The following is a 13,084-nucleotide window of genomic DNA, read 5'->3' as shown; positions in this document are numbered from 1 at the left end:
CCGCAGTACTCTTGGCGGCCAAATAGACTTGAAATGATGGAGGGATTCGCTCATGAAAAGGAACAGTACAAGGAAGTCATTCGCACTGCTGCTTGCAGCGTCCATGGCCTTGATGGTGATGCTGTCAGGCTGCGGAGGAGGAAAGTCGGCAGGCAATGTGGCCCCGGGAAACAAAAACACCGGAGACTCCGGCGCTTCAGAGAAACAAGTGACCATTACCCATTACACGATTGATTCGGAAGACCGCACCTTTATCGAAAAGCTGATTCCCGATTTCGAGAAGGAGCACCCGAACATCAAGGTCAAGGTGGAAAAAGCGCCGTATGAGCAGTTTGACAGCAAGCTCCAGACGCTGATTGCCGGAGGCAAATCTCCCGATGTCACCAGCCACTACGGCTACGGCGGGTTCGCGGAATATTACAACAAAGACATGCTGCTTGATCTGACCGACCTGATCGCGGAGGAAGGCTTCAAAGCCGGAGATTACCACATACCGGATAACCTGATGAAGATCTACACCGTAAACAACCGTACCTACGGCATCCCGGTCAATATGTATGTCACCCTGATGCTCTATAACAAGGATATGTTCGATGCTGCGAAGCTGTCCTATCCGCCAAGCGACTATGAAGATAAGAGCTGGACGTTTGAAAAGATGGTCGAGGAAGCAAAAAAAATGACGCTCGTCTCCGACGATATCGCTAAAACACAATACGGTGTCGACTTTACCTGGGCCGAGCGGGATATGCGGCCGCTGTATTTTGGGGCGGAGCCTTACTCCGAGGACACCTGGACCAATGGCGGCGTTCCTTCCGAAACTCATTTCGATTCTCCGGAGGTTATTGCCGCATACCAAAAGCTGTTCGATCTGATCTTCAAGGATAAAGTCTCACCGAACTCCGAGTGGAGCAAAAGCGTAGCCGGCCAGAACGGCGATCCATTCGTCGCAGGCAAAATCGGCATGTCGATCGGCGGCTCGTGGAACCTTGCGGGAGCCAATGATTTCCCGTTCAACATCGGCGTGGCCGCAGTGCCATGGGGCGGCAATGACAAGGTGCGCAGCACCCTGTTCGTCGACCCGCTAATGATTCTGAAGGACTCCAAACATCCGAAGGAAGCTTTTGAATGGATTAAATTCCTGCTGACGACTGAAGTTCAGGAGAAATCGATTGAGCTGAGCGGCGGCAACCCGCCTGTGAACACCGAAGCAGCAGAAGCCTACTACAAACATTTTGACGGCATTGATCCCGAGGATGTGAAGAAGGTATACGAAGGCGCTGTTAGATATGGCTATGAATCCTACAACCACCTCATCACTAAATATTCGCAGATCAATGATATGTTCATCAATGAGCTGCAGCCTGTCGAGACCGGACACAAAACCCTTGAAGAGGTGATGCCGGTCATTCAGAAAAAAGTTACCGAAATTATTAAGAGATAAGACGTTTAGCGGATATTCCGTAAGCCTTGTATACTAAAGATAGAATAAAGCTTCGGAAAATCCGCCGCAAGGAGCGTTAGCGATGAAAGTAAGTATTTTTGATGTAGCCAAAAAATCGGGATTGTCCGTTGTCACCGTCTCCCGGGTGCTGAATGGCGCCGGGACGGTGCGGGAGAATAACCGCCAGAAGGTGCTGGATGCAATCAAGGAGCTGGATTATCGGCCCAATGCGGCTGCGCGCAGCCTTGCCAGCGGCAAGACCGGGATTATCGGCCTTATCGTAACGACACTGCAGGATTCCTTCTTCGATGCCGTGGTCAAGGAGCTGAATGACGTGCTTGCCCTGCACGGCTACTACCTGGCCATCTCCATCTCGACAGGCATCGACTTCAATGAGAACCACTATCTGATTCAGGAGGACCGGGTAGATGGACTGATTCTGCTCTCCCCGATGCAAGAAGACAATTATATTGTGGAATTGAAACGGCGGGGAATCCCCTATGTGCTGATTGATAATCAGCAGGAGGGGAATGACGCCTATTCCATCACCATTGATAACTTCAAGGGCGGCTATGCGGCGGGCAGCCATCTGCTTGAGCTTGGCCATACCTCCATCGCCCACCTCTGCGGCAATGAGATGTTCCGCAGCACACGGGAGCGGCGCGGCGGCTTCCTGCAGGCCCTGCAGGAGAAAGGGCTGGAGCCGTTTGAGATTGTCCATGGCGATTTCGATATCGGCATGGGCTATGACACCGGCAAACGCTGGCTGCAGGCGGGCAAGCTGCCCACGGCTGTATTCGCCGGGGATGACAATATCGCGTTGGGATTGATCAACGCGCTGATGGAGGCCGGCATCTCTGTGCCGGAAGAGGTAGCCATCGTCGGATATGACGACCACTATATCGCCTCACAGCTGCGCCCGCATCTGACAACTTTGCGCCAGCCGGCGGATAAGATCGGGCTTGCCGCTGCCGATATGCTGCTCAGACGCATCAACGGAAATATGAAACGCGGTGCTAACATCCGGATTGATCCGGAGCTGATTGTACGTGACTCCACCTCTTCCAGGTAGAACCGCACCTGCAATCATTCCGCCTGCGGGCTTTCGAAGCCAGTTTTGTACGAAGAGATTCAGAGAAGTGATGCTCACAAAACTAAGCAAATGCTTTCGAAGCCAGTTTTGTACGAAGAGATTCAGAGAAGTGATGCTCACAAAACTTTAGGAGTGACGACCATTGACTTACTACTTGGGGATCGATGGGGGAGGAAGCAAAACCTATGCCCTGCTCTGCGATGAGCACGGCAATGTGCTTGGCAAGGGCAGGAGCGGCAACGGCAATCACCAGATTAGCGCTACGGAAGCCGCTGCGAGCATTCGCGAAGCCTCCTTCGCCGCACTGGCGGAAGCCGGGCTGCAGCTAGGCGATATCAAGCATGCTTATCTCGGGCTTGCCGGCGCCGACCGGAAGACGGATTATGATATCCTCCACCCGATGATACGCGGGATCGGATTTACAAATTATACACTCAGCGGCGACCCGATGATTGGACTAAGGGCGGGTACGGGCCGGCCTTACGGGGTCGCGCTGATCTGCGGCACAGGCACCAACGCCGCCGGACGCAATCCGCAGGGCCAGCATTATCAATGCGGCGGCTTCGATTATATGTACGGCGATTTCGGCGGCGGCGGCTCGCTGAATATCGAAGTGTTCCGCACCGTTATCCGCGCCTGGGACGGCCGGGAATCCCCCACCCTTCTAACTGCGCCGCTGCTGAAGCTGCTCGGCTATGAGCGGGTGGATGATATGTACAATGACTTTCTTGATCACGGCAAGCATGTGCCACTTGACGCTGCCCGCCTGTTGTTCCCGGCGGCCGCCGAAGGAGATGCTGCGGCGCTAGCGATTCTGCAGCACCAAGGCATGGAGCTGGGCAAAGCTGCCGCAGCAGTCATTCACAAGCTAGGCATGGAGAAGGACACCTTCGACGTAGTGCTTGTCGGAAGCCTGCTCACCCGGGGCGACCGCGGCTGGATCCGCGGACCTATCAGCCAGGCTGTACAAGAAGCGGCTCCGCTTGCTGCTGTAGTCACCTTATCCACTGAGCCTGTGGTCGGTGCTGTCTGGTCAGCCCTGGAAAGTGACGGCCTCACCATTACCAGCGATATTTATGAGAAGATGCGTGCGTTTCAGGATTTCGAACTTATCCCTATCACAACAGGACAGGAGTGATTTATCTTGACAGCTAAGCAAGGACTGAAAATCGCCGTTATCGGCGGAGGCTCTTCGTATACACCGGAACTGGTAGAAGGATTCATTCTGCATTACAAGGAGCTCCCCGTCCGCGAGCTCTGGCTCGTGGATATTGAACAAGGACAACGCAAGCTGAATATTGTCGGCAGTCTGGCTAAACGCATGGTCGAAAAGTCCGGCCTGCCGATTGAAGTCCACCTCACCACCGACCGCCGCAAAGCCATAGAAGGCGCGGACTTCGTCAGCACACAAATCCGCGTCGGCATGCTGGATGCCCGGGGACGCGACGAATCCATACCGCTGAAATACGGCGTTATCGGCCAGGAAACGACCGGCCCCGGCGGAATGCTGAAAGCGCTGCGCACGATCCCCGTCATCCTGGACATCTGCCGGGATATCGAAGAGCTAGCGCCTGACGCCTGGCTGCTGAATTTCACCAACCCGGCAGGAATGGTGACCGAAGCCGTACTGAGATATTCGAACGTGAAGAGCATCGGCCTCTGCAATGCCCCCATCGGGCTGATCAAGGAGGTATCGGCCAAATATAACGCCGCACCTGACCGGATCTATGCCGAATTTGTCGGCCTGAATCATCTGCACTGGATCACCCGCATTGATGTCGAAGGCGAAGACATGCTGGATGACATGCTGGCCGACACCGCCGGCTACAGTGCAAAGAATGTGCCCGCACGGGAGTGGAATCCCGAGTTCCTGCAATCGCTGCGCGCCGTGCCCTCTTATTATCTGAAATATTTCTATATGACCGATGCGATGCTTGAAGAGCAGCAGGAATCGTTCAAGGAAGGCGGGAATCGCGCCGAAGTGGTCAAACGTGTGGAAGAAGAGCTGTTTGAGATCTACAGCAATCTGGAGCTGAAGGAGAAGCCGAAGCAGCTGGAGCAGCGCGGCGGATCCTTTTATTCCGAGGCGGCGGTGAACCTGATGCGTTCGCTGCACAACGGCACGAATGACATCCAGACCCTTAATGTCGCCAACCGCGGTATCCTTGACTTTCTTCCGGAGGATGCCAGTATCGAGGTCAACTGTGTCGTGACCAAGACCGGACCGCTGCCGCTGCCGCTGACCAGAATTCCGCAGATGGCCAAAGGGCTCATCCATGCCGTCAAAACCTACGAGCAGCTTGCAATTGATGCCGCCGTAAGCGGTGACCGTAGCCTGGCTATTCAGGCGATGGCTCACCATCCGCTGGTCCCTTCGGTCGAGGTAGCTATTGCTATGCTTGATGAAATGCTGGAAGCGAATAAGGAGTATCTGCCCAACTTCTTCCCCTCCGCAGCGGTTCCCGCTCCGGCGCAATAAGCAACTCCTCCCCTAACTCAGAAGAGACTGCTCCCCCCTCGTATGATGCAGCGGGTGAAGCAGTCTCTTCATTTAATTGCTGATCATCACCCGGCAAAAGATTTCCAACATCGCCGAGCAGTGCGGATTCAACAGCTTCTCCCAGTTCAACCGCGTATTCAATAAGCTTAGCGGCATGTCTCCGTCCGCGTTCCGTAAGCATCAGGCCACGCCCAGTCCAAGCTCAACCCTGTTGTCCTACTCAGCTGAAGCTCATTTGAGCAGCTGAACCCAATGAAAAAAAGCTCCTGAGCTGTCCGTAGGGACAATTCAGAAGCTTTCTTTGTTGGTATGCGGTCAAGAGGACTCGAACCTCCACGATATTGCTACCACTGGCACCTGAAGCCAGCGCGTCTGCCAATTCCGCCATGACCGCAAAGTATTGTTTATTGCAGTGCAGGAATTAATATATCATGATTTTAACAAGAGGGCAAGTTAATTTTTATTTAGCATTTAAATTTTGGCGTTTAAGACTAATATCATAGGTGGACCGCTTTCATAGCTATATATTATTACTAACGATTTCCCATTCGGTCACAGATCAATAACGAGGTGATTCTGTATGAGCAGGCCTTATGTAACGGCAACAAGCACCAATAAGCTTCATTTATTCCTCGCGGAACTGGATAGCAGAATGAAGGATTTTGAATCTCTGGACGGCGTTCTGGGCATCACCTTGAACGGCGGATTATCCCGCGGGTATGCCGACGAGTTATCGGAGATCGATTTGGTTTTCTACTTGGAGTCCTCCCCGTATGAGCTGTGGAACAGCGGACAACCCCCTATCCCCCTAGGTATTACCAGGATCGGCAGCTATCTGTATGACATCAAGATCTCAGATCTGGAAGAAGAGCAGCAGCGGTCGTGGGAGAGTGTGGCACTGTGGGATTTATCCTATGCCAAAATCCTGTACGATCCCACGGGGCAAATCGCCAAAATGATGTCAGAAAAGCTGGCGCATACACCAGAGCCGCTGCATGCCGAAGGCTTGTTATTCAATTGCTGGTGGTATTTTCGGCTGGCCGGGGATATCTGGATTCACAGAGGTGATCCCGTGCAGGGCCACTCCATGCTCAATATGGCAGCGATCCGCTTGCTGGAGGCCTTATTTATTACCAACCATGAATATGTGCCGCATGAGAAATGGCTGGTCCACATGAGCAGAACGCTGCCATGGACTCCGGACTGCTGGGAAACAAGACTTAAGGAAATGATGAGCACCGGGGACCTCTCCAAGGAGAGTCTGATTGTAAGACAAGCCATAATCGAGCATCTTTGGCGGGAAGTCGATTCTTATATCATCAGTAAGGAATGTCCGGGCTACAACTTGAATGTAATGCACAAAACCTTCTATGATCTGCTGAAATTCCTGCTGCCTAAAGACAGTCTCCCCATCAAGGAATGGACGGATCGCATGGGTTTATCCATGTTGTCGCGAGAACCTTTTGTCCGCTTTACCTCCGTCACGAAAGACCAAATCATTGTAGATAAGCACAAACTTCTATCCATTCAACCGGAGGAACTAGACTCATGGTTTGCGGCCTTAGTAGAACAAATTAAGGAGGAGTCAGAGTGAATAGCCAGCGATTATGTGATAAAGAAGTTGTTCCTACGGAAGAACAGATCTATACGTTTATTGGCGCAGAGGCCAAGCAAGCATGGATCGAACTCAGCCGCTTTGCCGAGCAAAATTACGATCACCAGCCAGAACTCAATTTTGGCGGAAAAAATTATGGCTGGAACGTGAGATACCGCAGGAGCGGAAAGACCTTATTTGCTATGTTTCCGGAAAAAGAGGGCTTTACCGTTCTGCTTGTACTCGGGAAAAAGGAGATCGAAGCGTATACGGGCAAGATGGAAGAGTTCGGTGCACATTTTAAGTCGGTGTATGAAGCTGCTGCTCAATTCCACGATGGACGATGGCTATGGATTAAAGTGCATTCTATAGATGAACTTAAGGATATTGAGCAAATGATCCTGATCAAGAAAAAACCCAAGAAGCGGGGGTGATTGGATGAACTGGAGAATTAAAGAGCGGCTGCAATTCGGAAAAGAACTGAAGCTTATCGACGGCTACTGCCACTTTGGCTTTCATAATCCACAGGGTACACGCTATATCTTGGACCATGATACACACTGGGTTGGGGAAATCGCGACGGATACGGACACTCTGAACTGGACGGCCGGAAATCAGATCGTCAGAGAGCATGTTAGGCATATCTATGCGGATATCCTCAACCCTACTTATATTACCTTTCCGGATAAGGAGACCGTTATCGTCGCCAGCAGCGGGAATAACAAAGTATTCGCAATTAACCCTGCTGCCGGAGAAGCCCAGTTGCTGATAGATGGAGCGGCTTGTGGATTTAAGGATATTGGGAATTGTGAGTATGATTCTGCCGGCTTCTTGTGGATCAATGAAGTGACCGGCTGCCGGGTCCATAAATTTGATCTGAAAGGTAATTTAATGACTACGCTAGGAACGGGTGAACCGGGATTTCAGGCGGGCACAGTATCCTTTACACAGGTGCAGTTTAACTGGATTTATGATTTAAGACGGGGAGCGGATGGAAACCTGTATGTGCTGGACAGCAAAAACTACTGTGTGCGCAAGATTGATCCCGTTAATGAAGAAGTCACGGTGATTGCGGGAACGGGCCGCGGCGGTTACACCGGAGATGGGGGATCTGCGCTCCAGGCTACCTTCGGTTCAAGCAGCGGAGAACATTTTGACGGGCCATGGTCACTATCTCTCGACGAAGCCTCCAATCTGTATATCGGAGACACGCAAAATCATGTTGTCCGCAGGGTTGACAATAGCTCCGGGATCATCACCACCATTGCCGGAACCCCGCACATCGTTTCTCCAGCGGAGCATGCTCTGGATACTCTCGATCTCTTCAGCCTTCAGCTGCCAAGAATATGCAGCCTCGATTATTATGACGGCCAGCTGTTTGTTCCTGAATGGGACGGAGAACTGATTGTTCTGGAAAAATGCCCATGACTGTCGTCCGGCTCAACTGCCGGTTGGAAAACACCGCCCCTCTCCCCTCCTTGAATCCATGGTTATTCCATAGTCCGGGATTATAATGAAATTACGACTGATCTCCCCATTACCTAAGGTTACCCGCGCATGTGAATGATGGAGCAGAGGGCCCACACTCATGAAGCTAACCGGGATCGATTCAAGCACCGATTTTTCATGCTGAATGCAGGCTATAACAAAAGAAAAACTAGGAGGGTGTCCGAAATGTCACGAAGCAAGCGATTATTTCGCTGAATCCTCCAAATGAGAAAGAGTCGCCTGCAGGCCTGACATGTAAGGTTACACCCTGATGTTCTATCGGCTTTCCTATGACCTTGGGGGCTGGGAAACGAACGTTTGACATTCCGCTGTCCACACACCACGGGCAAAATCGATTGTCCTTTGGGTATGTCGTCGTGTTCCCCTTCCAATTATGGAACGGTGGTCAAGGTAGACTCTCGCAGTATCTCCGCCGGTATGCGCTACCGCACCGGGATAGGGGCTGGGAAGCCCCTCTACAACTAGCCAGCCAGTGTAGAACGCTGTAACTCTCGAATGAAGACCTATATAACCGCAGACCAACTGCATGTTTTGGGCAATCAAAAAATCACAAGTGCGATTTTCTGCTTTATTCTGCACTGGCGTTATCGGGACAACGAGTCACAACCACCGCTTAAATTTTGAAAATTCTGCCTTTGTCCATTTTACGTCTGGTTCTTTCAAAACCTCAATTTTAGCATGATTCTATCCTTGTCTCTTTCTGGGAAAATAAATTATGCAAAATGCTCAAATAAAAAAATAACCAATTATGTTACAGTCAGTACGATACGTCTAAACCTCTTTAGAACTGTACGAGCTTATAAACGTTAAGCAATATCAATCCTCTTCCTTTTGATCCTGACGAAAAGCTGACTTTGAAGCATTTTGATGAAATGTCCTGAGTATTAAATTCATGGTCTTATCAAGCTGAGCCAATCGCTTCTCTAATCCGTCCATTTGTTTATTGAATTTCACAAGAATCGTCTGAAGGAGCATCAGAGAAAGGGCGATTGGGAATCCAACGTTTCCAATTAGCTGAACAACCGCCTGTAAATCCATAAGTGAAAACCTCCTTTCATATTTATTATTATATATAACGTTACGTAACGCTATATATAATAGTAGCATATATCATATGTTACAGTACCATTTAATATATGCTATTATAGAGATAAATTAAAATAGGGTGATGTGAATGGAATCGAAAGTAAAGCCTTCTAGGCTCACTGTATATCTTCCAGAAAAATCCAGAATTGATTTACATGAGATCGCTCAGGAGACTGGGTTGTCTCAATCGCAGCTAGTAGTTTTGGCTACACACAGCTTAATAGCTAATCATAAGGCTAACGGCAATGCTATTTTTTCAGAGCTATTGGGTATTCGTTCATATTTAAATGGAAATGGGTTGCAAATGAAGGAATAAAATATTGTGGTACGTAACGAATCGCTATATAATAACCATAGTTGAAAAGGAGGATGAGTATGAAGTATAGCATCAACTTATTTGGACTTATAATAGACTGTGATATTAAGATCGATGGTGAGCATTTTGGGATCGAAATACCGGATGAAAATCAGAAGGCCTTAAAGAAATATTTAATACGCGTTTTACCCAAGTACGGAAGAGAAGCTTCTAATGATTCATCCTTAGAAGCTTTAGTGCGACTTGCCCTGGATGCTGAAAAGACATTAGATGGCCGCATGGTAGAACCTAAATTAAAATTACCCTATGAATTCCAGCCTGAAATTAAGGAGAAATTAATTGAAGCAGCTGCTTTACAAGAAATGTCAGCTACTCAATTATTAATCCGTATTATCGAAAACAAATACCAAGAAGTCATAGGATAGGGGGAACGGATAATGGCATATGGAAATAAAGTTAAATTTCATTATGACGTACCTGTGTACATAAAAAAACAGCTAGCTACGGCAGCAAAAAAACTGAATATGACAGCAACTGAACTGTTATCTAAAACCATTGAAGAAGAATATGAACGTGTAATAAGAGATAAAAAGTCTAAGTAAGATTAGCCTTTAAAACAAATTGATCCATCATATGGATCTGACTGGAAGAAAGACTTTGATAGGTATAGTCTTCTCCTATTTGATCACACGAAAAAATATGACAAATAGTATATGCCTCCAACGGGTTATGTTCGAATAAATAGACATAGATATTTGGAATTTCTGTTGCTAGATGGCAAAAGAATTGAGAAGTTGGGCTTGCATCAATGATGTCCATAATATGTTGATGTACCTCTTGTGGAAATTTAAATGGGCTTTTCACTGGGAACTGATTTTCATAGACTAACATAAGATAAGACCCCCCTTTTTTTGTCGACACCGATTCTAGACTAGATTTGCTCATTATACCAAACGTACGTTCTCGTGTTAAGGATTTAATTTCCATCGGAGTATATTTTTTACGTTATGGTTTAGCAATATGTTTCGATTTTACAGGTTACAGTTTTGAAATCTGGTTGTTAACCCTGCGAAAAAATACCTATTCTAAATATTCAAAGCAAATTCAAGCTCGCTTCGAATGTTATATATACTCCTTTTAATAGGATTTTTTTCCATCTTAACATATTGCGTAACAGTACGCTACGATATAATTAAAGTATATCTTTCTTTAATTTTGTATGTAATTATGATTTATTTGGAGATTTGAGCTACGTAACTTGAGTAATTAGAATTTAATTTATCATCTCAAGTTCTTGGTGAACACGTATTCAGCAGAAATATCCAGCCTTTAAGGAATAAAAAATCAAAATTCAAATGAATAGATTTTTTTAAGTATCATATTGCGTAACGTTACGCAATATGATACTATGAACTTGCAGGTTAGGAAATGGTAGATTCTAGTCGGACTAAGGTGCAGGGATACACCTTTGGCTGATATCCCAAATCGCCTCTTCTATAACCTCAAATTAACGCGTATAAAACGCGACTCTTGGAGGTGATTTTTCATGAAGGATACCGAATATGCAAAATTTGTACGTCTTTACGCTCCTACAGAAAAGGCCAGAGGCCGTGGGATGCAGGCGCAATTTAAGCTTCCATCCACAAAGTTGTTAGGTGGAGAATACGATTACATCAACTTTTACTGTGGCATAGGTGGATACGAAATTGGTATCTCGACAGCCCGGACGCCTCTTTTTCTGAGCAACGGTGTTTATAAGTGGCACTGGTTTGTTAACACCAGCAATGACGACCATAAAGTAGAAAACCAACCAGTTCAGTTTAATGACGGCGATACTGTCACAATTAAAATCTTGCTCGACCCAACCACAAATAAGCTTAATTTCTACCTAAACGGTTCTTCTAGCCCTATATACATTGGCACTCAGGTATACAAATTTTTACCAGATTGCCGTATCGTCCTCGGAGCCAGTCAATCCTCTGGATTCAAAGCACCACTGGCAGCATGGAGGGTTTTCCATGACAACGTAACTGTTTCAAACATCTACTACCGCAACACTGCTGACACATGGGTATCCATGGCATCCGGTACATTAACGGCATTTCACCATCCAGAAGGGGTTTCGGATGCAAACACTCCTGCTCCACTCAACTACCTTACTAGCGCAAACGGTAGTCACATGTATACTGGCGGTTCCTGGACTGCGAGACTAACAACCTAAAGCAAAATAGAAAGAGCCTGAGATCTTCAGGCTCTTTCTTGGAGGTTTTTGATTATGAAAGATGGTTCCATTTGGATTCAGGCCATATCCAAGGGGTCGGGCAGCAAAGGCTTTTTATCTAATGGTCAGTTACCGCAAGACCATTGATGATTTAAAAAGCAATGTCCAAGAGTTAAAGGAAAGTGTCTGAGACCCTATAGAAGCGCTCAAGGAAAAGGGCTAACCACTGAAAAAACAGGGAACTCGAAATTATCCGAATTCCCTGTTTTCATTAATTTTCTTCCGGAAAATTAATAATAATATCGCTCAATTGTTCAGGATTTGCAACCGTATGAGAGAACTCTACCGATCCATCCATACCAACAATCCCATACTCTCCTTTATCGTAAACAAACGCTTCATCTTCAAAATAGACTAGTCGAGACGTTAATTCAGGTTGTCTCCCCCAGAGAGTATCTATACCTGTATCTAAAAATTTAGCCAACGGACTAGACGAGTTCTTCTGATTGGAAGCCACCATTTGACCTTCCCAAACAAGGCTCATATATCCGTTTTTCATCTCGTAATAGTAAATGCTAGTATACAAAATGAAATAGAACTTAGAATAGTCTTTTTCATTAAAAATATAGCTGTAACTATGACTTTCCGGACGCACAGTGGATGTATAAAATTCCACCCTTGGCATCCTAATAACAGCTAATCTGGCTTTAGCCAGATCGCCGCTTTTTATCTGGGTTTGAGTTTCAGGATCTGGAGAAACAAGCACAATACCGTTATTTTTTGAATCCCAATCGACAAGCACTCCGAAATTTTCACTCATGAATCGCAGAGGAACATAAACTGTGTTCCCCTTCACAAGAGGAGGCCTATCTAAGTCTAGTTTTTTGTCATTCATCATCGCAACATCACTGTTTATGACAAGACTCAATCTATCAGAGGTGGCCTTGTTAATAATTAATACTGTTTTGGACCTGCTGTCCCAATTCACCCTGTAACCCAAAAATTGAACGGTACGAATAGGAACGTAACTAATACTGTTTTTAATCAAAGGTGCAGCCAAATCAGTTAAAAAGGCTCCATCTACATTTAACTGAATAGGCTTTGCTGCACTAGCTATACTGTTTAATGAAAATAAAATAAAGAAAGTGCTAAGAATCGAAATTAATGTTTTTTTCAATTTAATCCACCCTTTACTTTTTTTAGTTGATACATCCATTTTAAGAATATTTCAGTTTAAAGTAAAGCTAAATATCTAAACTGATGTTTTTAACAAGAAAGTTGCGTAACTCTTGTTACAACAACATTCCCTCGCTGAACAGACTCA

15 protein-coding genes and 1 tRNA gene are annotated in these 13,084 nt (G+C 47.0%); 12 read left to right on the top strand and 4 right to left on the bottom strand.

Annotated elements, in window-relative coordinates; all coding sequences use genetic code 11:
- The first annotated feature begins 52 nt into the window (after positions 1–52).
- From NSS79_RS01305 to NSS79_RS01285, 5 genes are all read left to right on the top strand, one after another.
- Complete coding sequence (locus NSS79_RS01305; RefSeq protein WP_342437979.1) at positions 53–1,441, top strand: sugar ABC transporter substrate-binding protein; 1,389 nt, start codon at positions 53–55, stop codon at positions 1,439–1,441.
- 82 nt (positions 1,442–1,523) lie between these two features.
- Entirely contained in the window at positions 1,524–2,513 is a 990-nt protein-coding gene (locus tag NSS79_RS01300; RefSeq protein ID WP_038584810.1) for a LacI family DNA-binding transcriptional regulator, read from the top strand.
- 163 nt (positions 2,514–2,676) lie between these two features.
- Positions 2,677–3,672 carry a BadF/BadG/BcrA/BcrD ATPase family protein gene (locus NSS79_RS01295; RefSeq protein WP_342437978.1) on the top strand — a complete coding sequence of 332 codons (996 nt, stop codon included), beginning with the start codon at positions 2,677–2,679 and terminating at the stop codon, positions 3,670–3,672.
- A gap of 6 nt (positions 3,673–3,678) precedes the next feature.
- The gene (locus NSS79_RS01290) at positions 3,679–5,013 is read left to right on the top strand and encodes a 6-phospho-beta-glucosidase (RefSeq protein ID WP_076113424.1); all 1,335 of its coding nucleotides are present in this window, start codon (positions 3,679–3,681) and stop codon (positions 5,011–5,013) included.
- A gap of 76 nt (positions 5,014–5,089) precedes the next feature.
- Positions 5,090–5,281 (top strand): helix-turn-helix domain-containing protein, encoded by a 192-nt coding sequence (locus tag NSS79_RS01285; protein WP_342437977.1) that lies wholly within the window; start codon positions 5,090–5,092, stop codon positions 5,279–5,281.
- Positions 5,282–5,344: 63 nt separating this feature from the next.
- On the opposite strand, the gene NSS79_RS01280 is transcribed toward NSS79_RS01285, so the two are convergent.
- Positions 5,345–5,428, bottom strand: a tRNA-Leu gene (locus NSS79_RS01280).
- A gap of 186 nt (positions 5,429–5,614) precedes the next feature.
- Here NSS79_RS01280 and NSS79_RS01275 point away from each other — a divergent pair.
- Genes NSS79_RS01275 through NSS79_RS01265 form a run of 3 tightly spaced genes read left to right on the top strand, consistent with a single transcriptional unit; the run spans position 5,615 to position 8,056 of the window.
- Positions 5,615–6,628 carry a DUF4037 domain-containing protein gene (locus tag NSS79_RS01275; RefSeq protein ID WP_342437976.1) on the top strand — a complete coding sequence of 338 codons (1,014 nt, stop codon included), beginning with the start codon at positions 5,615–5,617 and terminating at the stop codon, positions 6,626–6,628.
- The gene (locus NSS79_RS01270) at positions 6,625–7,062 is read left to right on the top strand and encodes a DUF3788 domain-containing protein (protein WP_342437975.1); all 438 of its coding nucleotides are present in this window, start codon (positions 6,625–6,627) and stop codon (positions 7,060–7,062) included. Before NSS79_RS01275 ends, NSS79_RS01270 begins: the two co-directional genes overlap by 4 nt.
- Positions 7,063–7,066: 4 nt before the next feature.
- A complete protein-coding gene (locus NSS79_RS01265; RefSeq protein WP_342437974.1) occupies positions 7,067–8,056 on the top strand; it encodes a hypothetical protein in 990 nt (329 codons plus the stop codon).
- Between the two features lie 897 nt (positions 8,057–8,953).
- Here NSS79_RS01265 and NSS79_RS01260 read toward each other — a convergent pair.
- A complete protein-coding gene (locus NSS79_RS01260; RefSeq protein WP_342437973.1) occupies positions 8,954–9,175 on the bottom strand; it encodes a hypothetical protein in 222 nt (73 codons plus the stop codon).
- A 136-nt stretch (positions 9,176–9,311) separates the two neighbouring features.
- Between NSS79_RS01260 and NSS79_RS01255 the strand changes: the two genes are divergently transcribed.
- From NSS79_RS01255 to NSS79_RS01245, 3 genes are read left to right on the top strand one after another with little or no spacing between them, the layout of a single operon-like run.
- Entirely contained in the window at positions 9,312–9,539 is a 228-nt protein-coding gene (locus tag NSS79_RS01255) for a hypothetical protein (RefSeq protein WP_342437972.1), read from the top strand.
- 59 nt (positions 9,540–9,598) lie between these two features.
- Positions 9,599–9,964, top strand: coding sequence for a hypothetical protein (locus NSS79_RS01250; protein ID WP_342437971.1), 366 nt, complete (start codon positions 9,599–9,601; stop codon positions 9,962–9,964).
- A 12-nt stretch (positions 9,965–9,976) separates the two neighbouring features.
- Complete coding sequence (locus tag NSS79_RS01245) at positions 9,977–10,141, top strand: hypothetical protein (RefSeq protein ID WP_342437970.1); 165 nt, start codon at positions 9,977–9,979, stop codon at positions 10,139–10,141.
- On the opposite strand, the gene NSS79_RS01240 is transcribed toward NSS79_RS01245, so the two are convergent.
- The gene (locus NSS79_RS01240; protein ID WP_342437969.1) at positions 10,134–10,430 is read right to left on the bottom strand and encodes a hypothetical protein; all 297 of its coding nucleotides are present in this window, start codon (positions 10,428–10,430) and stop codon (positions 10,134–10,136) included. The two genes, NSS79_RS01245 and NSS79_RS01240, sit on opposite strands and share 8 nt — an antisense overlap.
- 655 nt (positions 10,431–11,085) lie before the next feature.
- Between NSS79_RS01240 and NSS79_RS01235 the strand changes: the two genes are divergently transcribed.
- Complete coding sequence (locus NSS79_RS01235) at positions 11,086–11,760, top strand: hypothetical protein (RefSeq protein WP_342437968.1); 675 nt, start codon at positions 11,086–11,088, stop codon at positions 11,758–11,760.
- 271 nt (positions 11,761–12,031) lie between these two features.
- On the opposite strand, the gene NSS79_RS01230 is transcribed toward NSS79_RS01235, so the two are convergent.
- Positions 12,032–12,937, bottom strand: a complete 906-nt coding sequence (locus NSS79_RS01230) for a copper amine oxidase N-terminal domain-containing protein (RefSeq protein ID WP_342437967.1) — start codon at positions 12,935–12,937, stop codon at positions 12,032–12,034.
- Positions 12,938–13,084: the final 147 nt, after the last annotated feature.

This window comes from Paenibacillus sp. FSL L8-0436 (genome assembly GCF_038593025.1).
GTDB lineage: Bacteria > Bacillota > Bacilli > Paenibacillales > Paenibacillaceae > Paenibacillus_AQ.
Note: the sequence above shows the minus strand (reverse complement) of the source record. Positions and strands in the feature narration are given on the sequence as shown.